Annotated in this window: 17 protein-coding genes; 7 read left to right on the top strand and 10 right to left on the bottom strand. The window is 41.1% G+C overall.

Features of this window, described 5'->3' with window-relative positions; all coding sequences use genetic code 11:
- Positions 1–14 precede the first annotated feature (14 nt).
- Both IUZ65_RS07555 and IUZ65_RS07560 read right to left on the bottom strand, forming a co-directional pair.
- Positions 15–1,697 (bottom strand): aspartate:alanine antiporter, encoded by a 1,683-nt coding sequence (locus tag IUZ65_RS07555; protein ID WP_195703153.1) that lies wholly within the window; start codon positions 1,695–1,697, stop codon positions 15–17.
- A gap of 324 nt (positions 1,698–2,021) precedes the next feature.
- On the bottom strand, positions 2,022–2,279 hold the full coding sequence (locus tag IUZ65_RS07560; protein ID WP_195703154.1) for a GrxA family glutaredoxin: 258 nt from the start codon (positions 2,277–2,279) through the stop codon (positions 2,022–2,024).
- A gap of 351 nt (positions 2,280–2,630) precedes the next feature.
- Here IUZ65_RS07560 and IUZ65_RS07565 point away from each other — a divergent pair, with 351 nt between their 5' ends.
- Positions 2,631–3,869, top strand: coding sequence for an iron-containing alcohol dehydrogenase (locus tag IUZ65_RS07565; RefSeq protein WP_195703155.1), 1,239 nt, complete (start codon positions 2,631–2,633; stop codon positions 3,867–3,869).
- 71 nt (positions 3,870–3,940) lie between these two features.
- Here the strand turns inward: IUZ65_RS07565 and IUZ65_RS07570 are convergent, their stop codons facing one another.
- The 5 genes from IUZ65_RS07570 to IUZ65_RS07590 form a co-directional block, all read right to left on the bottom strand.
- On the bottom strand, positions 3,941–4,795 hold the full coding sequence (locus IUZ65_RS07570; RefSeq protein WP_195703156.1) for a MurR/RpiR family transcriptional regulator: 855 nt from the start codon (positions 4,793–4,795) through the stop codon (positions 3,941–3,943).
- Positions 4,796–5,157: 362 nt separating this feature from the next.
- The gene (gene panP / locus IUZ65_RS07575) at positions 5,158–6,801 is read right to left on the bottom strand and encodes a pyridoxal-dependent aspartate 1-decarboxylase PanP (protein ID WP_195703157.1); all 1,644 of its coding nucleotides are present in this window, start codon (positions 6,799–6,801) and stop codon (positions 5,158–5,160) included.
- A gap of 129 nt (positions 6,802–6,930) precedes the next feature.
- On the bottom strand, positions 6,931–7,443 hold the full coding sequence (locus IUZ65_RS07580; RefSeq protein WP_195703158.1) for a hypothetical protein: 513 nt from the start codon (positions 7,441–7,443) through the stop codon (positions 6,931–6,933).
- Positions 7,444–7,598: 155 nt separating this feature from the next.
- Positions 7,599–8,504 (bottom strand): lysine exporter LysO family protein, encoded by a 906-nt coding sequence (locus IUZ65_RS07585; RefSeq protein ID WP_195703159.1) that lies wholly within the window; start codon positions 8,502–8,504, stop codon positions 7,599–7,601.
- Between the two features lie 23 nt (positions 8,505–8,527).
- Positions 8,528–9,466, bottom strand: coding sequence for an HDOD domain-containing protein (locus IUZ65_RS07590; protein ID WP_195703160.1), 939 nt, complete (start codon positions 9,464–9,466; stop codon positions 8,528–8,530).
- Positions 9,467–9,840: 374 nt separating this feature from the next.
- Between IUZ65_RS07590 and IUZ65_RS07595 the strand changes: the two genes are divergently transcribed.
- The 6 genes from IUZ65_RS07595 (at position 9,841) to IUZ65_RS07620 (ending at position 16,282) form a co-directional block, all read left to right on the top strand.
- Entirely contained in the window at positions 9,841–10,428 is a 588-nt protein-coding gene (locus IUZ65_RS07595; RefSeq protein ID WP_195703161.1) for a TfoX/Sxy family DNA transformation protein, read from the top strand.
- A gap of 190 nt (positions 10,429–10,618) precedes the next feature.
- On the top strand, positions 10,619–11,644 hold the full coding sequence (locus tag IUZ65_RS07600; protein WP_195703162.1) for an ABC transporter permease subunit: 1,026 nt from the start codon (positions 10,619–10,621) through the stop codon (positions 11,642–11,644).
- 4 nt (positions 11,645–11,648) lie between these two features.
- Positions 11,649–12,692: an ABC transporter permease gene (locus IUZ65_RS07605; RefSeq protein WP_195705039.1), complete on the top strand. Its 1,044-nt coding sequence runs from the start codon at positions 11,649–11,651 to the stop codon at positions 12,690–12,692.
- Positions 12,693–12,723: 31 nt separating this feature from the next.
- Positions 12,724–14,550: an extracellular solute-binding protein gene (locus IUZ65_RS07610; RefSeq protein WP_443083736.1), complete on the top strand. Its 1,827-nt coding sequence runs from the start codon at positions 12,724–12,726 to the stop codon at positions 14,548–14,550.
- A 56-nt stretch (positions 14,551–14,606) separates the two neighbouring features.
- Positions 14,607–15,455 (top strand): ABC transporter ATP-binding protein, encoded by an 849-nt coding sequence (locus IUZ65_RS07615; protein WP_195703164.1) that lies wholly within the window; start codon positions 14,607–14,609, stop codon positions 15,453–15,455.
- 11 nt (positions 15,456–15,466) lie between these two features.
- The gene (locus tag IUZ65_RS07620; RefSeq protein WP_195703165.1) at positions 15,467–16,282 is read left to right on the top strand and encodes an ABC transporter ATP-binding protein; all 816 of its coding nucleotides are present in this window, start codon (positions 15,467–15,469) and stop codon (positions 16,280–16,282) included.
- A gap of 157 nt (positions 16,283–16,439) precedes the next feature.
- Here the strand turns inward: IUZ65_RS07620 and IUZ65_RS07625 are convergent, their stop codons facing one another.
- The 3 genes from IUZ65_RS07625 to IUZ65_RS07635 form a co-directional block, all read right to left on the bottom strand.
- On the bottom strand, positions 16,440–16,985 hold the full coding sequence (locus IUZ65_RS07625) for a hypothetical protein (protein WP_195703166.1): 546 nt from the start codon (positions 16,983–16,985) through the stop codon (positions 16,440–16,442).
- Between the two features lie 202 nt (positions 16,986–17,187).
- Positions 17,188–17,685, bottom strand: coding sequence for a response regulator (locus tag IUZ65_RS07630; protein ID WP_195703167.1), 498 nt, complete (start codon positions 17,683–17,685; stop codon positions 17,188–17,190).
- Positions 17,682–19,643, bottom strand: coding sequence for an ATP-binding protein (locus IUZ65_RS07635; RefSeq protein ID WP_195703168.1), 1,962 nt, complete (start codon positions 19,641–19,643; stop codon positions 17,682–17,684). The genes IUZ65_RS07630 and IUZ65_RS07635 overlap by 4 nt, the downstream gene beginning before the upstream one ends.
- Positions 19,644–19,798: the final 155 nt, after the last annotated feature.

The following is a 19,798-nucleotide window of genomic DNA, read 5'->3' on the forward strand; positions in this document are numbered from 1 at the left end:
TGGCATAAATCGATTTAGCTCAAAATGATGAGTAGGGTGCCAGCAAGCGTCATTAAAATATTCGCGATAGCGTAAGTACCTGCATAACCTAGAGCTGGGATCGTGGACCTTGCATATTCGTTAACAATGTCCATCGCTGGTGCACAGGTTCTCGCACCAATGATTGCTCCAAAGAGCAAAGCTCTATTCATTTTAAAGACATAAGCTCCAACAAGGTAAGCGAGAACCACAGGAACCACGCTTACAATCAAGCTAATTAGTATGATCTGTAATCCGGTCTGATTCATAAAGGTGAATAGATTGCCACCCGCACTAAGACCTATTCCCGCCATAAAAAACATTAAGCCAAGATCCTTCACCATATTCAATGCACCTTGAGGAACGTAGCCAAAGGTAGGGTGATTTGCTCTTAAGAACCCGAGAGTAATACCTGCGAGTAAAAGTCCCACTGCATTACCTAAGCCAAAGGTGACTTGACCGAAAGTCATGGTCACTAACCCAAAGAGAATACCAAGGATAAAAAAGCTGCAAAAAGCCAATAGATCGGCCATTTGACTGTGTATAGATATAAAACCAATACGTTCAGCTAGCCCTAATACGCGGCTCTTTTCACCACTAACCTGCAGAATGTCACCCTTAGCCAAAACAATGGTGAGATCCATTGGCATCTCGATCTGAGCTCTGACTACTCGGTTTAAGAAACAGCCATATTCCGAAAGGTTAAGGTCTGATAGTTTTTTACCAGATATGCTGTCACTTTTTACCACTATCTCTTCTTCAACAATTCGCAGGTCGAGTAAATTGCGGTCGAATACCTCTTTACCATTTCTAAAACTTGGGTCTAATCGGGCATGGCTATCGGGGTAACCAACCAATGCAATTTCATCACCCTCTTGTAGGATGGCGTCTCCATCAGGATGGGCTAGTATGCCATTACGCCTGATTCTTTCGATGTAACAACCAGTTTGACGATATATACCCAGTTCTCGAAGGTTTTTACCATCGATCCAATTAATGAGTTCTTTGCCGACACGATACGCTCGAATAATCGGCAAATAAACCTTTCTATGGGCGGCACTACCGATACCACGCTCTTGTGCTATTTGCTCTGCACTGTCGTGTAAATCTTGCTTTTGTAGTTTCGGGAGTAGCTTCGCAAACAGTATCATGCTTATCAAACCAACCAAATAAGCAAGTGCATAGCCAACGGATAGGTTTTGTAACACCAGTTCCATGTCTGCATTATGTGGCAGTGTTGCTAAACCCGAATTCAGAGCATCTTGAGCACCAACTAGTACGGGTGTTGCAGTTAATGCGCCAGCCATTAGTCCAGCCGAGAGACCGTAATCTAACCCAACCAAGCGGCTAGCGAAATAGGTGAGAGAAATAGCAGAAACAAGCACGATTAAGCTCAGCATCAAATAATGCTTACCATCTCTAAAAAAGATGCCGAAGAAGTTGGGTCCAGCTTCAATGCCTACGCAATAGATAAATAGCATGAAACCAATGGTTAATGCCTCGTGGCCAATTGAAAACCCAAGGTTACCCATGACGAGTGCGGTAATAAGCACGCCAATTGAGTTTCCTAGTTGAAAACCACCAAAGCGTATTTTACCTATTGCTAAGCCAATGGCGAGAACGACAAAAACGAGTAATATTTGATTCTGTTCGAGGATTAAAGCGACATCAATATTCACAGATTTAACTCAAAAATTTATAATTTGAAATAGAATGCGTATGAATGAATTGTATCTGAATATTTATAAAAGATAAGCGTAATTTATGCTTTTCTTTGATTATTGAACGAATACCTAGCTAAGCAAGTTCATGAACAATATAAATCTTATTCTGCAGTCCGTTAAGAGACGCCAATGAAGTCCGCCTCATTACATCTATTTTGCTGATTCAGTCAAATGTTAAGATTAAAATAAACCGATGAAGGCTTTACGTAAAAATTCGAGTACAAAAAAAGCCCTTAAGAGGGCTTTAATATCAGATAACTCGTTTTGAACACCTTACTACTACAAGCCTAGGTTTGCTCTAGCATAGGTTTCAAATTCTGTGCAACCACCAACGTGGTCTTGATCGATAAAGATCTGAGGCACTGTCTCTACAGGTTTACCCACTGTTTTCTCTAGATCCGCTTTGCTAATACCTTCAGCGTGAATATCTACATAACGATAGTTAAAATCATCACGACTTTCTTTCAACGATTCCGCGATTTCTTTTGCTCGTACACAAAACGGGCATGCAGGGCGACCAAAAATAACAACAAACATAACTTCTCTCCTAAATCTGTTTAAGCTAACTAATTCGTTATGGATTAACCACTTTTTATGGACTAACGATGTCTTTATGCGCTCACTATGCCCTAATATTTGAAGAAAATAAAGATGGAATATCCTTTGAATCTGATAGGTATAATCTATCATTAAATATAGATGAAAGAATATACGTCGAATCGCTGGTCAAGACGGGCATATAGCTTGTCATTCCATATACATGCACAATGTGAACAAATACATAGTTTTACAATTACACTTGAGAGAGTGCACGCACATTGTACTAAATCAATAAACAAGAACTCAAACTCAAGCAACCTAGTTTTAGAATTTTTAATGGAGGTCTGCATGTTTCAGTTTATGACATCGGCAAAGGTTATATTTGGTGAAGGAGCGCTTAATTCGTCCTTATCTGTATTCAACCAATATGGATATAGTGTTTTACTTGTGACTGGAAAAAGCATGGCTCGTGCCGCGCCTGTAGTGGCATACTTAAGAAGTCAAAACATGCGTTACCAGCATGTATCTATATCAGGTGAACCCAATATCTCCATGGTTGAAGAAACCGCTGTAGTGGGGCGTCGATTTAAGCCAGATATGGTGGTAGCGATAGGAGGCGGAAGTGTTATCGATATGGGAAAAGCGTTATCAGCGATTATCCCAAACCAGGGAGATCTTTATGACTACGTTGAAGTTGTTGGTCGAAGTGTCCCCTTAAAAACCAAACCGCTTCCATTTATCGCTATCCCAACCACGGCAAGTACTGGCTCTGAAGTTACCAACAAAGCCGTGTTGAGGTCGGGCCAAGACAGGGTCAAAGTGAGCCTTCGTTCGCCCGATATCTTACCTGATGTTGCGATTATTGACCCAACGTTAACCTATGACACCAACCTAAATATATCAAGCCGAGGTGCGCTCGAAACCTTTACTCATCTAATGGAGTCCTATGTTTGTGGTGACCCCAATCCGTTGACAGATACAATTTGTGAAGAAGGGCTAAGGCGATTGACGACATCGGTCATTTCTGGCTGTAAAAATAATGATTGTAAAGCGAGATCAGACCTAGCCTTTGCGGCAATGTTAGGTGGAATGGCTATTAGCAACGCTAAGCTAGGCGCTGCTCATGGTTTGGCTTCATCCCTAGGAGGAAAAATAGAAGCACCTCACAGTATCATTACCGCAAGGCTGGCCCCTTTTGTCATGGATGAGAACATTAAATCAGCAGAGGAGAATGGACGAGGTGATATTCTTAATCGCTACGGGGAGATAGCTAAAATTGTTACCCAAAATCCGGAGGCAGACTATTTGGACAGCATAGCTTGGATTAAAATGATGCTAGAACGGCTTGAGTTGCCTAATCTAAGTGAGTTTGGCATCTGTAATACATCATTCCATCGAGTGGCAAGGGATGCCATGCAATCGTCGTCAATAAAAGGCAATCCACTACCGTTAAATGAGGACCGTTTAGTTTTCATTCTTCAGCAAGTTTGCTCATGTGAGGAGCCTGCTGGCCTCGATGATGGTGTTGTGGTATCAGGCAGCGTCAAAATTGAAGAAGTAGATTTTCAATCTAGAGAAGAGGTGTAGTCATCCCCAATTTTCTTGGGGATGAAGTGTTTGAATCGCGTTACATTGATTGTTTTGATTGACGGCCAGTTTTACAACTGGGTTATCTTATCGTATCGAGAATCTTTCAATGCGTCTTTTACCCGTCGCAAATTCTCTCTAAAACCAGAACCACGGCGAAGTGTAAAGCCAGTGGCAAGTACATCAATCACGGTCATTTGTACTACGCGGCTAGCCATTGGCATATACACATCAGTGTCTTCGGGTACATCTAAAGTAATAGATAGTGATGCGGCCTTATCAAGTGGTGAGTCCTTCGACGTGATCGCAATGACGGTCGCGCCATTTTCACGTCCTAAGTTTGCCACTTCAACCATGCTCTTGGTTCTACCGGTATGCGAGATTAATACAATCACGTCATTGTCGGTACAGTTGATACAGCTCATACGTTGCATAACAATATCTTCAAAGGAAGCAATTGGAATATTGAAACGAATAAATTTATTTTGAGCATCTTTCGCGACGGCTGAAGATGCGCCTAGGCCAAAGAAAGATATGCGTTTTGCCTGAGTAAGAAGATCAACCGCTCGGTTTATTTGAGAGGCGTCTAAGCTATTTTTCGCGACGTCTAAACAGGCCATGGTTGATTCAAATATTTTGTGCGTATAGGCGTCAGGTCCATCGTCTTCTTCTACGTTTCTATTAACGTAAGGCGTGCCGTTTGCTAGGCTTTGCGCAAGATGAAGTTTAAAGTCTGGGAAGCCTTTAGTATCGAGCCTTCTACAAAAGCGATTTACAGTTGGTTCACTTACGTCGGCCATTTTTGCCAGCGTGGCGATGCTAGAATGAATCGCAGTTTGTGGCGCCGCCATAATAACTTCAGCCACTTTACGTTCAGATTTGCTGAAATTCTCTAGGCTTTTTTGAATTTTTTCCAGTGTATTCATAATATTATCTAATAGTTAATGCAGCGAGTAAGTGTGTGGCCCTATTCAACTCAAGGTCAGAAAACCAAACATCTAAAAAAGTAAGTTCATCAATAAGTAAGAGAACTAAAAGCCGTCTAAGTTATAGATAATATGCTTATTATTCGATAATTTACGACTGTATTTAGTATAAACCTATCTGCCGCTGTGCTTGAAACAAAAGCGAGTGAAAATGACGACTAATTGGCGAATCTATGACAAAGTTCAAACAAAATTTCAGTTTTGGAAGCGGACGATTGATATATGCGCAAAAACCGCACGGTTTTTGCGCCATATTGATTTGATAGTTACAGGACACCGAAAAAAAATTACAGTTCTGAAAATTACTTAAGAATCGAATGCGTTAATTTGGTTATTTCTTTCATTAACGAACCACTGTTCATTGAGATTTCTCGTTGCTCATCAAGTACTGACTGTAAAATTCCTTTGGTGGTAAGCGGATTGGCTAATACAACTCGAAATACTATCGTATTCATTTTGTCCCAGTTATGTGGGTTGAGTTTGGTCCGCGACACGAACGTTTTTCCTTCTTCTCGTTGTCGTTTCTGTACATATTTGGTTAGCCCATTTAATAGCCTATGTAGCTTTTTTTTCTGATCTTTATCGGCAACGAGTAAAGCTTTGGCTGTTAATGATGGAACATATCGATAAGTCAGTAGGCAAAGTTCAGGCTCTGAGATAAGTTCAAAATCGGGTTGTTGTTTAATTAGGCCAGCAAAATACTTCGCTTTCTCAATGCTTTGATCGATAAGCAATTCATAACCAGGTCGACTGATTATATGCATGCTGGAATAAACAAGCATCGCCATACCAGAGCGTGAACCCTCTAATGTATGGCTACCTAAATCTTTTGACCCTTTTCTTAATATGTATTCGGCATGGTGTTCAATTGCCGCCATATCATCAGGGTTTTTGAACAATACCATTCCCGCGCCCATTGGAATGTAGAGTTGTTTGTGTGCATCTATAGTTACTGAGTCGGCTAGCTCGATACCATCCAGGAGGTGACGGTGATTGTTTGACATTAATGTCGCACCACCCCAAGCTGCATCTACATGGAAATGACACCCTTCGCGTTGACTAATTTCTGCTATCTCGCGAATGGGATCAATGTTGCCTGTTTCCGTTGTGCCTGCGACACCAATGATCGCGAATGGTTTGATGTTTTTCTGCTTCAACTCGGCAATTTTTTCTTGGAGCGCTAGAGTACAAAGCCGATTATTCTCATCGGTTTTAACCGGGATCAGTGAATCCTGTCCAATACCTAATATATTCGCTGCTTTTTTAAGGGAATAATGGCCTCTATCTGAAACCAATATCGCTAAACCTTCATAGCCATAATGTTTCATTGCATTGAAAAGCCCTTCATTTTCAACACCATTAAATTCGTTATCGGCCTTGAGGGCATTATTTCGTGCTACCCAGAGCGCGGTAATGTTAGCGATAGTTCCACCGGAACAGAACGAGCCTAGTGAGTGTTTGGCGCTATGCATCCATTGCTCATAAAATACGTCATCTTGCTGGTATATAAGACGATGTAACATACCCAATACTTGCCTCTCAAGAGGTGTGAATGCCTTGGAGGTTTCTATCTTCACTAAGTTTTGATTTAAAGCGATCATTATCTTTGACAAAGGCATCAAGAAATAGGGCAGTGCCGACGTCATATGGCCAATAAAGCTTGGTGCAGAGGTATGTACCGAATGAGAAACGAGGGTGTCCAATAAGTGCTGAGTATGATCGGAAACAAATACCGGCACTTCAGGAATCGCCGCTTCAGAGAAATCTTTTTCAATTTCGCGTAGTGGTTTTTCTTCGGCGACAATATGCTCGCGCAAAAATTCATTTAAATTTTGCGACAGTTTCGCTTCAATTTGAGTGAGTGCAGAATCTGCGGCTTCTGGGACAGTGAAGATTCGAAGCAAGCTTTCAAGACTTACATCTGCTGTTTTGTTTTTCGTTACCATACAAACGACGTATTTAATATTATCAACTATTTTGAGCCGCTCAATCTAAACGAAAACGGGAACAATGTCCCGTTTTAATTGTGAAAACTCAATTCTTAAAGATGATGCAGTATATAAAAACCTGTTTAATTACAGGCAATTAACTTCTTCTGCTTCAATGATGGCCTGATTGTACTTGCTTAATACATCATCAATTTTATTTGGATGACTAAGTAAATCGGCAAATGCAGAACGCAATTCGTAGTTCTTCGCATGAGGTTTCGACTGTCTATCGCTAAAGCTATCTGAAGCCAGTTTGCCTAATTCATCGTCACGACTAGCAAGGTTTTTTATATCTATTTGTTCTAGTTGTAACCATGCTTCGACAGGCTTTTCTGTTGAGACTTTGCTCATGTCTTCATTCAGGTAATAGTGTACGGCACCGCGATTTAGTTCGAAATGGTTTTTTCGACCATTATAGAACCACGCACCGACCTCTTCCAAATCCGGATATTGCTGAGTTGTCAATTCGATGAGATCTTGATACCAGGTTAAAGATGCATCTATGTAGGCGTCATATTTATTTGACAGGCATTGTGTATCAGCTGCTTGAGACAGTGTTGAGGCGCTACACAATAGAGCTGCAATGAGAAAGCGTTTCATTTACGTTCCTTGGGCATGTTCTTGGGCGAATAACTTGCTCGCAAAAAAAGCGGCAATAAATAGGATTTAATATAAGTAAACAAGTTTACACTAATGTACCAATAAGTAACATCTCATTAACGGGTTTGAAAAGAGTTAGTTATCACATTTTTTACTCAGCTACTTAACGAAACGAAAAAAAGCATAAATAGAGGGACAAGCAAGCTTAGGATGAAGCCACTAACTATCGCAATTGGTACACAGCGTACACCACCAGAGGTTTGAATCACGGGTAGGGTAAAGTCCATTGCTGTTGCACCGGCGTAACCTATAGCAGTACAGGGTCGGCGTTGAATTAGCATCGGTATCATAACCAAAGCAATAAGCTCTCTTAAAAGCTCTATCATAAAAGAAGCGCCACCATATACAGGACCAAACGCATCCCCCATTAAGATGCCGGAAAGCGAGTACCATCCAAACCCAGAAGCCATCGCTAAACCACGAGTGAGGGGAATATCTAACCATAGAGCGGCAAGCAGCCCACCAATCCAAGATGTTAGTACGATAACGACCGCTATGATCATGCCATGTTTATTCAGCAGTATCTGCCTAAGTGTAAGACCACTGTTTCTAAGTTGAATACCAATAAGAAATAGTAGGAAAAACAATATCCACTCACTCGCGTCCTCAACCCAATGGAGATCAAAGTTAAGTAACAATCCAACCGCCAAACCAGAGCCCACGACCAAAATGAGTTTCCCTGACTCTAACGCCATCGAAGAGAGTGGGAGCTTTTTGTTGGATTGTTCAGTTTTGAGTGGAAATAGCTTGTCAATAAAGGGCAGCACCAACAAATTGCACATTCCCATTAGAAGGAAAAACGTTGAGGTGAATTTTAGAATAGTTTGTAAATTGGCACTTAAGTTATCCAATGCAGCTAGGCTAAGCCCCATTAAGAAAAGTATTACATAGACCAATCGAGACGTATTGCTGTTGATTTGGTCGAGTAACTTTGCATTTGATATAGAAAATAGATACCCCACAACCAGTGGGGTAAAAATAAAAATCATCCCTGAAAACATGGTAGAACCTGTGTAATTTGAGGCTATAGCCCGGTTGCCGTCATAACATCCGCAATGCGGGTGTTAAATTCATTCATTGGTAGGTTACTTAGCTCATACATGGCTTGTGCACCTGCAAGGTTAATCTCGACATGGTGATCGTCAATTGCTTCATCTTGTTTTCTGAACATCAGAAGATGGTGAGCGATGCGAGCAATATCCAGGTAACTTATTTCTTCATTTTTTTCCTGTTCATCGGCGCGTTTTTGGTGTTTTTTGTTCGTCGCTACCTCGAGAAAATCTCTATCAAATAACCAATGTTTTAGCACCAGCTCGCTCGTCACGGCACAACGTGATTCAAAGATGTGCATAGCTAATTGCTCGTCTATATAATTGCCGTTGTCGAGATAGTAATGGTATTCGCTTACCAGACAAAAAAGGCCAATATCGGCTAATAATCCTACAAGCAACGCTTTTTCAGCTTCTAGGTAGTCATACTCTTCAGGTTGATAATTCTGTATTTCCTGAGTCACTAAAAGCATTGTTGCCGCTAACTCTCGTGACGTCGAAGCACTGTTGACCAATATTTTACGACATTGCTTTGAAAGGTGAGAACTGTGTTTAAGTTGCTCAATAGACTGGGCAGTCACGATATCGCGGACTCTATAGATACCTAGTCTGCATACTGCAGTTTGTATATCTGTGCAGGTAATATTCCGTCTGTTAAAAAAGATGGAATTAGCAACACGAATGACAACCGCAGCCAAGCTCGGGTCATCAATAAGACACTCCGCAATATCGAACACACTTGTTTCTTCTCCGATGCTCAATTGCTGAATTTTAAGCACCACTTCGGGTATTGGTGGCAACGTTATGCGCCCGGTTTGAATTGATTGCTCTACTAATTGAGCAAATTCAGATTCTAGCCCGTCTAAAAGGACTGCTTTGTTTTCAGGCAGCCAAAAAAAAGATAAATGATTCATGAAGTTCGTCCTAATTACTTGGCATCAATCTTACATGCGGTTGCTGCTCTCTGCCAACCACATATTCAATTAATTGCGCCACTATTTTGCAAGGAGTTGTCTGCGTAGGCTGCGACTACAGCAGAAAATGTAACAAAAGATGTTTTCTTGAGTGTTTTCTTTAAATTTGTTGAGTATTCACGTGAAGTTAGTCGAAAAATAAACCATTTCATACTGCCTAACGTCTAGCAATTTCGCCAACGAAGCGTGTCCAGTAGTACCATGATAGCGTTACTATTCTAATAATTATATCAATTACAATAATTTAAGTTTAATTCGTCGTTGAAGGCATTGAAGTTTGTAGAAATTAATATGTTATTTCAGAGGTGAAATTAATGAATAATTCAGACTTTTATGGTTATGCAGGAAAATTTGGTGTTTTTCATAAACACTCTATGTTTGGTGGTATAGGGCTATTTATTCAAGACGCTATGTTTGTTTTGATTACTGGTGATGCTCTGTATTTAAGAGGAGGAGGACATCTAGACGCGGACCTACGTGCCTTGGGCTGTAAACGGTACAGACATGTTAAAAAACAAGCCGTTGTTACGGTCAACTATTATGATATATCAACACTTTATAACAAAAGGTATTTAAGGCTTGATGGTCTTATTGAACGTTCAATTCGAATGTCGATTGCTAATAAGGTATATCGACACTCCGCCGAGAGTAAACGGCTAAGAGACTTACCTAATATGCGATTAACCTTGGAGAGGATGGTTAAGAAAGCGGGTATCTCTGATGTCAGTTCATTTATGGAGATTGGTGCTGCTGAAGTATATAAAAAGGTGCGGCGTCAATATGGTGAAAATACAGATACTAACCTGTTGTGGAAGTTTGCTGGTGCAGTTGAAGGTACTCACTGGAGCTTATTGAGCAATAAAACGAAAAAGGAATTGAAACGTACTTGTGACCTCTCTTAACGCGATACCCAAGTAAAAAATTAATACTAAAAACCTAGCCCTCGCTAGGTTTTTTTCATTTCAAACGCAACAATGGCTACTTTTACTGGAACTAAAGCTAATATTAACTATATGATTACTGAGAATATGCATGATATCTTGAAATACGTTTTAGTTTGCCTGTAACCATGGATTGGGAGCGCAATATTTAGTGTTTGATTATTTTCTACGTAGGATGATGTTAGTTATCCCCACTTTTATAGGGATTACTATTCTCATATTCGCCATCACTCGCCTTGTCCCTGGCGGACCCGTTGAACGGATCCTTTCTAGTATTCAATTTAATAGCAGCGAAACGGCAGTCAGTAATGATGTCGGCGCAAGCTCGGCTCTTTCAGAGGACCAAATTGCACAACTCAATGAATTTTATGGTTTAGATAAGCCCGTAGTGGAGGCGTACTGGGAATGGTTGACCAAAATCATGTCTCTAGATTTTGGCGAATCAACTCGCTACTACGAACCTGTGACCGATATGATTGCAGAACGTTTGCCAGTCTCACTTTTTTATGGTGGTATGACATTTTTCATCGCCTATTTCATATCAATTCCATTGGGATATTTTAAAGCACTCAAACATGGTTCGGTGTTTGATTCACTTTCCTCGATTGCGATTTTTATTGGCTACGCCTTACCCGGTTATGTGGTTGGTGTTTTGTTGATTACCTGGTTTGCCTACAATTTGGAGTGGTTTCCAATGGGGGGCTTTGTCGGCGATGACTTTGACGACTATGAGTCCTTTTATGAGCAAGCTAGCGATGTGTTATGGCACGCCGTTTTGCCACTTATCTGTTATCTGATTGGTGACTTTGCCACTCTGACGATGACAATGAAAAATAACCTAATGGAAAACCTGTCAGCCGATTACATTCGCACAGCAATTGCGAAAGGACTGCCATTTCAACAAGCTGTGCGAAAACATGCGCTCAGAAATAGCCTTATCCCAATAGCAAGTCACTTTGGGAATTCATTACTCTTTTTCATGACGGGTTCATTTCTGATCGAGGTTATTTTTGATATCAACGGTATTGGTCTTCTTGGGTATGAGTCTATTGTTGAAAGAGATTATCCGGTCGTGATGGGCATTGTTGCGGTAAACGCCTCGATGTTGTTGGTTGGCAATATTCTTTCTGATATGTGTGTCGCTCTTGTCGACCCTCGTGTGAAGTTTGGGGAGTAGTATGATATTTAAAATGGACCCCTTAACTCAAAGGAAATTCAGACGGTTTAAAGAAATAAAACGGGGATATTGGTCATTCTTGATTCTATCAACGCTTCTGTTGCTATCTATTTTTGCGGAGATGCTTGTTAACAGCAAAGCTTTAATAGTGAGCTATCAGGGCACGTATCACTTTCCTGTTCTTTCTGATGTTATTCCGGGGACGGAATACGGTCTTGATTACCTTTCAGAGGCCAATTATAGAGAATTAAAGCAAAAATTTATCGAAGAAGATAACGGTGACTTTGTTTTGTTGCCTATTATTCCGTGGAACCCATACGAACAAGACTACAGTGGCGATTATCCACCGACAGCGCCAGATGCGAAAAGTAAACATTATTTAGGAACGGATATTATTGGTCGAGATATTTTGGCTCGATTGGTCTATGGATTTCGAATCGCAATGAGTTTTGCATTAATCACTATGGCTATTTCTTATGTGATAGGTACCGCAGTTGGCTGTGCAATGGGCTTTTGGGGAGGGAAATTTGATCTCATATTCCAAAGGGTAATAGAGGTTTGGTCAATGGTGCCATTTTTGTATGTCATTATGATTTTGGTTTCAATTATTCAACCAACGTTCACTCTTTTTGTTTTTATCAATGTTCTTTTTGGTTGGATGGGTATTACTTGGTACATGCGAACGATGACCTACAAGGAGTCAGCAAGAGAGTATGTACTGGCCGCTAGGGCTTTGGGGGCTTCTACTGCACGTATTCTTTTTAAACATATATTACCAAATACGATGGTCATGATTGTAACATTAGCGCCATTCACTATCGCCGGTAATATTACGGCCTTAACCGCGTTGGATTATTTAGGATTGGGATTAATGCCACCCACACCTTCATGGGGAGAATTATTACAGCAAGGAAAGTCTAACCTAGACTCTCCCTGGATAGTTATGTCGGTTGTTACCTCAATTGTTTTGGTTCTCGTGATGGTGACATTTATCGGAGAGGCCGTTCGTGCGGCGTTTGATCCTAAGAAATTTACACGCTATAGCTAGGGCTTGCGTACACAAGGATGTAGATATGAAAATGAACAATAATATAGCGACAATTCTGCTCTGCAGTTGTTCTTTTTATGGGTGGGCAGACCAACCCTTACCCTCGAACTTAGTCTGGGAAACCAATGTGAGCGATCCGCTTTTTGCCTCTACAGAGGCGCAATTTGGCGGCACTTTTCGCACCTCTATTGCAAGTTTTCCACAAACATTCAGAACCGTCGGGCCTGATGCAAATGGCTCATTTCGTGCTTGGTTGCTCGACTCGCATCCGTCCTTAGTCAGTAAGCATCCTGATACGGGTGAATGGATCCCAGATATTGCAACTGAATGGGCTTTTAGCGAAGACCATAAAACGGTGTTTTATAGGTTGAATCCCGAGGCGAAATGGTCAGATGGTGAGGCCGTAACCGCTGATGACTTCACCTATGTGCTCACCTTAATGCGTTCTAAGGATATTGTGGCGCCGTGGTACAACACTTACTACACCACCGTATTAAAAGACGTAGTGAAGTACGATGATCATACTATTTCGGTCACATTGTCCGAAGCGAAAGACAAAAAAGACCTGTTGGAAAGCACGAGTATGGCACCAAGACCAAAACATTTTTATAAACCAGATACCGACAAGAACGGAGACGGTGTCGACGATGATTTTGTAAGAAAGTATAATTTTAAGGCAGAGCCGACCACATGGGCTTATGCGATAGATAAGGTAAAGAAAGGACGCTCAATTACCTTTAAACATGTAGGTGAAGATTGGTGGGGGTATAGCAACCGTTATTATAAAAACCGTTACAACGTACAAAAAATTAGAATTCAGATTATTCGTGACGATGATATCGCGAGAAAGCATTTTGAAAAGGGTGACTTGGACTCTTATCACTTGGTTCGTCCCTCTTTGTGGCATGAAAAATCAAGCGGTAAAATATACCAGAAAGGGTACGTCCAGAAATTTTGGGGGTTCAATCAAGTGCCTCAAGGGGCTGGTGGAATGTGGTTGAATACCGCCAAACCTAAATTGAGTGACATCAACGTTCGTAAAGGGATTGCGCATGCGACAGATTTTGATGGCATGATAAAAAAGGTATTACGAGGCGACTACTCAAGGCAACCGAATGGAATGGGTGTTGGTCAGGAGAAGTTTACTAATGAACTGATAACCGCACCTGCTTTTGATCCTGCTTTAGCGGCTCAGTTTTTTGACAAAGCAGGCTTCAATATCGTTGGCTCTGATGGCATTCGAAAGAATGATAAAGGTGAAAAACTGACATTTGCCATCACCTATTCGGCAAGGTTTCATACCCCAAGATTGGCTTACTTAAAAGAGCAGGCGAAGCTGGCGGGAATGGAGTTTACGCTAAACCTTATTGATGGGTCGTCAGCGTTTAAATACGTGAGTGAAAAGAAACATGAAATTTCATTTCACGGAATGGGGTCGAGTTCGCAACCCCATTATTGGGAATACTTGCATTCCGTAAACGCAAACAAGCCGCAAACGAATAACTTTACAAATTACAGTACGCCTGAATTGGACAAACTCATCACGGAGTTCCGTTCTGAATTCAGCAGAGAAAAGCGCGAAGACTTGTCTCGAACCATTCAGAAAATAGTGGATGACGCGAGCATCATTATTCCAGGCTACATGGTCCCTTACACACGAAGCGCGCATTGGCGTTGGATGAGATTCCCGGCACAACCCATGACCAAAAAAACAGCGAGTTTATTTAGTACTGGCGCACCATCTGATCTCGGTACCTATTGGATTGATCTGAAGGCTAAAAAGGAAACGCTGGCTGCGATGAAGAAAGGCACAACGTATGAGCCAGTGACGACAATCAATGATAAATATAAGTTTTGATGATTTAGCTTAAGCGTCTAGTTTTCTAAACAAATATAGGTTTAAGGGAGGAGAGGATGGTCGAAGCTGAGATAATATTGCAAGTGCGTGATTTAGAAACGGAGTTTATTACTGATGATGGTACGGTTAAGGTACTTCATGGTGTGAATTTTGACGTAAAACAAGGCCGGACACTCGGGTTGGTTGGTGAGTCTGGTTGTGGCAAAAGCGTCACATCTATGTCTATCCTTGGCTTGCTACCTAAGCCCTATGGGAACGTCACACGCGGCAAAATCTTGTATAAAGGCACCGACTTGCTCGGACTTCCTCCAGAACAGATGTATGCGATGCGCGGAAATAACATCTCTATTATTTTCCAAGATCCGATGACGGCATTAAATCCAGTACAGACGATCAAGGCGCAAATCGACGAAGTTTTGGTATTGCATCGAAAAGAGCTAAATAAGAAGCAGAGATTGCAGTTTTCAATTGCGATGCTCGAGAAAGTGCGTATCCCTGAACCTGAAAAAAGGTTGTCTGAATATCCACACAATCTTTCTGGCGGAATGCGACAACGCGTAATGATAGCGATGGCATTGGCCTGTAAACCAGACATATTAATCTGTGATGAACCAACGACTGCTTTGGATGTTACTGTGCAAGCGTCTATATTAGCGTTGATGACTGAGTTGCAAGAAGAAACAGGAATGGCGATAATTTTCATTACTCATGATCTCAGCGTTGTTGCCGAAATGTGTGACGACGTTGCTGTAATGTATGAGGGGAAAATCATTGAACAAGCCGATGTGTTTGAATTATTTGATTCGCCAAAACACCCTTATACGCAAAAGTTACTTAGGTTAATGCCCAATCTAGATAACCCTCCTAAGCAGATGATTACTATTGATTTTCCACACGGCAGTTAAGAGCGATACGCATGCAAGAAGTGATTCGGATTGAAAACTTAAAACAATATTTTACGTCTGGAAGCGGTGTGTTTCGTAAAGGATACACAGTGAAAGCAGTGGATGGCGTGTCACTTCATGTCTCTAGAGGCGAGACATTAGGACTCGTCGGAGAGTCAGGTTGTGGTAAAAGTACCTTGGGACGTTCAATACTAAAACTCTATGAGCCAAATGGGGGAAAGATATTCTTTGAAGGGCTGGATATCACGGGATATACCACTAAGCAAATGCGCCCTTTAAGAAAAGACATGCAGATAGTGTTTCAGGACCCGCTCGAATCGCTTAATCAGCGACATACCATTAGCATGATTATTGAAGAACCATTTATTATCCATGGAATTGGTACGAAGGAAGAACGGAAGAAATGGGTTGAAGAGTTACTTGTTAAAGTGGGGTTGTCGAAGGAAGCGAAAAATCGTTATCCTCATGAATTTTCGGGTGGTCAGAGACAACGAATTGGTATTGCAAGAGCGATCGCCCTTAAGCCTAAACTGCTAATTTGTGACGAGTCTGTATCGGCGCTCGATGTTTCGGTTCAAGCTCAGATATTAAACTTATTACTACACCTTCAACAAGAAATGGACCTTGCGATGATATTTATCTCGCATGATTTATCGGTCGTTAGACATGTTTCTGATCGCGTTGCTGTGATGTATTTCGGCAAAGTGGTTGAACATGGGACGGTATCCGAGATTTTTGAGTCACCTAAAGACGATTACACAAAGACACTGCTTGCGGCTATTCCTGTGTCTCACCCAAATCAGAGAAAACGCAAGCCACGAAATTAAATAAAGAACAGTTTGTTTGAGTGGTTCGTGGATGAAAAGTCGCTGTTAAGGCTAATTTCAAACGGTGGATGGATATCAAAAATCAGATGTAAAAAAACCGAGCTACGTATACGCGTATCTCGGTTTTTTGTGTTTAATAGCGAACGATTTATTGGATTTACATTTTAAATCGTGTTGTAAGCATTAACTGGTCGCCATAAAAGTCATTGATTTTACCTTCAATACCAATGCTAAATAATTCTGTTGAGTGGAAACGAGCATAAACGGAACCGATGATATCGTCGTCGTCATCAATATCTACATAGCCGACTTTGCCACCAAGCTCTAACTGAGGTCCTATCCATTGGCGAATACCCAAGTTAATTTCCATTCCGAGATCGCTACTGGAATTTTTTTTATCAACACCACGTAAAAGCATTTCACCGGTCATATCTGCCCAGTTATTAATTGGCGCGTGGAAACCCAAACCTGCGGCAAGGTTGTAGTCGCTCTCGAATTCTGAATCAACTCTTACAACAGCATGCGCATTCGGGTGAATAGATGTACTGTAAGCGCCACCGAAAGTAACAGGATCAATGCCAATGCGAGCTTCAACATAGTCATAGTTAAAATTGCTCATAACGGATGGGCTGTTTGGATCTGAAGCGGCAAATGCAGAGCTAGAGGTAAGTGCAAGAGCAGCAATAAAAAGTATTTTTCGCATAATTAAGGTAAACCTATGTCCTTCAAGTTAATTCGGTAGTAGCAAATTCACATTACTATTTTTCTAACCATATAATTTTAAACACTTCGCGTCATCAAATAAATGGCGTTTTGACTATACTTGTTTGAAAAGCAATCAATTATTACGCCATTTTACCTTGCCTAATGATGTAACAGTCAGAAAATGGATTAAAGTGTGATTTTTATTCACCAAATTGACTGCGTTTATCTGAGATTGCGTTGAATATTTTTTCTGTATCAAGAATTCGTCCCCAAGGCATAAGATCAGGTTCATTTTCAATCATATATTGCGTTAACTGCTGGGTCAGAGTTTTGACCAATTCGTCACCATGCCATGGTTTGGCAATGTAGAAGTCCAAGCTTGCGCTGTTTACCGCATTTATTGTCGCTTCTAAATCGGCTTGTCCGGTTAGGAGCAGTTTTCTTGCTGATTTTGTTTCATTTGCTTCGTTAAGTTCAATCAGAAAGCTAATTCCAGTCTGTTCGGGCATTATGTGGTCACACAGAATTAAGGCCAATTTAATATCATCATCCGCGTTTTCTTGGATAACCTCTTTGGCTTCTGCCACTGACTCTGCGCCCTCAATTATAAAGTTGTCTTCAAACCGGGAAAGGTCTTGTACTACGCTGTCCAATACTTCGCGTTCATCATCTACACAGAGAATGAGATATTTATTCATCGTATTTCCTTATCAGTATTTACCACAGTGTTTGCAGGTTGAAACGGCAGCCATACAATCATTTTGGTGTATTCATCTGGGTTAGATTCAACCTCTATCCAACCACCATGTTGGGCTAAAATTTGGTGACAAACAGAAAGCCCAATACCTAGGCCAAAGTTGCCCTCTTTTTTTGTCGTATAGTTTAGTTCAAATATCTTATCTTGTTGCTCTTTAGGAATACCGTGACCATTGTCTTCAAAGGTCACCTTGGCATAGAGTAAATCATCCTTGATCTCTTGTTCTGAGGAAATCTTAAGACAACCATTTTCTGGGAATGCATCAACAGCATTGGATACAAGGTTGGTCCAAACTTGTTGCATCGCATTGGTTAAACAGAGAATCTCAGGCAGATCTTGATACTCTTTAATCACCGTATGTCGCTTAAGCTTGTTTTCAAAAATGACCAGTGTGTCCTCAATGCCTTCATGAATATCGATAACGTGCATGATCTCGTTATCTTGGCGTGCGTAGCCCTTTAAACTCTTAACCATATCCGCAATACGCTTGGCACACACCTGTATGGAACGGAGAGTGGAACCAGTAACATAGTACTTTTCTAATCCAGCAATGGTGCCAGCGAGATCCTTACTTTCTTTACCGAGTTGTATAATCTCAGATAGGTCTCTATGTAAGTTGAGCTGTACGACTTTCTTGGCGAGTTTTTTATCGTTAATATCGGACAATATATTCTTAGTTTGTTGCCTAACTTCCGACGTTGACATTGGCCGAGAATGCATCGATTCTCTTAATATATTGGCCCCCAGCTCCTGATGCGAGGTCGGTAGTGGAGAGTGTATAAGTTCATCAATCTTAGATGTTAAGGTGTCTGCACCTCTTAGTATTGCCGCAATGGGGTTGTTTAATTCATGTGCCACGCCCGCAACTAACTGACCTAGCATAGCCATTTTTTCTCTTTCTATTAGCTGTTGATGCGCAGTTTCAAGTGACTCATAGGTTCGTTGTAATTCAAGCTTTGTATTTATGCTTCTTTGCAACCTTCGGTTGAAATGCCGCAGTAATATATTCGTAAACAGAGGCAACAGTTCACTGTTTGAGTTGAGGACTTCAGAGAAGATGTCTTTGTCCAGTTTGATTACCTTTGTTTCCGTTAATGTGATCGCAGTGGAGAAAGATATTTCACCGGTAACAAATGACATACCGCCAACTAAGCTGCCTTTTGAATGCCTGACAACCTCTCTTTGGATAGAGAGGTCATCGGCTTTATATAACGCGACTTCACCTTCGACGATGAACCATAGAAATTCGTTGGGTTCGCCCTCTACGGTTAATAAATGGTCAGAAGAGTACGTTCTACACGCTCTAGAATCGTCTTTCTCCGCGAAAAATTTCAACAAAGAGCCGATAAACTGATCGGTAAGAAAAGAGTCGCTTAGGCGATGGAAGTCATGGATGAAGCCGGAGCGAAATGAGTCAAGTTTGTTCTCTATATGCGCACTTAAGATTCGAGATTGATCCAATATAGAGCTGTAGTGAAGCCAGTCAGCTGCTGGATTTCCAAGAATAAATGTTGTCAGCTCCTTTTTTGCGGTTTCCAAAATAGCGTATTTCTTCAATGGTTTAGTAAGGCAATGGTCCAAACGTCCTTCGTTGACGGCAGAGAGAATGGTATGGATGTCTTCACCATCACTGACTAATATTTTACGAGCATCTTTCGTATGCTCTTGTCGGTCTAACTGAACTAAAAACTCAGCAGCATCAAATGACTGACTTGAAGCCGCAATCGCCATGGCGACGGACTGACCCTGTTCTTGGACAAATTCTAATGTCTGTTGAGCTTCTTCTGGTGAATCAACGCAACAGATGTCGAAATGCGTTGAGAGAAAAGAAAACTCCGTTCTCAACATTTCTACAGATATCGGGTCATTATCTAGGTAGAGCAATACATATGGAGTCACAGTCACCTCGTAGACGTTTTATTTTCCAATGTAACAATTTTCTACCTTTCGATATGAGAGGTGAGTAAAACTCTTCACTCACTACATTTGAAAACTCTGATTTAACTCAAGGTTTTAACTTATTGTTAACTGAGCTAGACTCAATGTTTTAAAAC

This window comes from Vibrio sp. VB16 (assembly GCF_015594925.2).
GTDB lineage: Bacteria > Pseudomonadota > Gammaproteobacteria > Enterobacterales > Vibrionaceae > Vibrio.

Coding starts and splice junctions, on each gene's coding strand:
- IUZ65_RS07560 (WP_195703154.1), bottom strand. CDS start 2,279: ATGTTTGTTGTTATTTTTGGTCGCCCTGCATGCCCGTTTTGTGTACGA.
- IUZ65_RS07565 (WP_195703155.1), top strand. CDS start 2,631: ATGTTTCAGTTTATGACATCGGCAAAGGTTATATTTGGTGAAGGAGCG.
- IUZ65_RS07570 (WP_195703156.1), bottom strand. CDS start 4,795: ATGAATACACTGGAAAAAATTCAAAAAAGCCTAGAGAATTTCAGCAAA.
- panP (WP_195703157.1), bottom strand. CDS start 6,801: ATGGTAACGAAAAACAAAACAGCAGATGTAAGTCTTGAAAGCTTGCTT.
- IUZ65_RS07580 (WP_195703158.1), bottom strand. CDS start 7,443: ATGAAACGCTTTCTCATTGCAGCTCTATTGTGTAGCGCCTCAACACTG.
- IUZ65_RS07585 (WP_195703159.1), bottom strand. CDS start 8,504: ATGTTTTCAGGGATGATTTTTATTTTTACCCCACTGGTTGTGGGGTAT.
- IUZ65_RS07590 (WP_195703160.1), bottom strand. CDS start 9,466: ATGAATCATTTATCTTTTTTTTGGCTGCCTGAAAACAAAGCAGTCCTT.
- IUZ65_RS07595 (WP_195703161.1), top strand. CDS start 9,841: ATGAATAATTCAGACTTTTATGGTTATGCAGGAAAATTTGGTGTTTTT.
- IUZ65_RS07610 (WP_443083736.1), top strand. CDS start 12,724: ATGAACAATAATATAGCGACAATTCTGCTCTGCAGTTGTTCTTTTTAT.
- IUZ65_RS07615 (WP_195703164.1), top strand. CDS start 14,607: ATGGTCGAAGCTGAGATAATATTGCAAGTGCGTGATTTAGAAACGGAG.
- IUZ65_RS07620 (WP_195703165.1), top strand. CDS start 15,467: ATGCAAGAAGTGATTCGGATTGAAAACTTAAAACAATATTTTACGTCT.
- IUZ65_RS07625 (WP_195703166.1), bottom strand. CDS start 16,985: ATGCGAAAAATACTTTTTATTGCTGCTCTTGCACTTACCTCTAGCTCT.
- IUZ65_RS07630 (WP_195703167.1), bottom strand. CDS start 17,685: ATGAATAAATATCTCATTCTCTGTGTAGATGATGAACGCGAAGTATTG.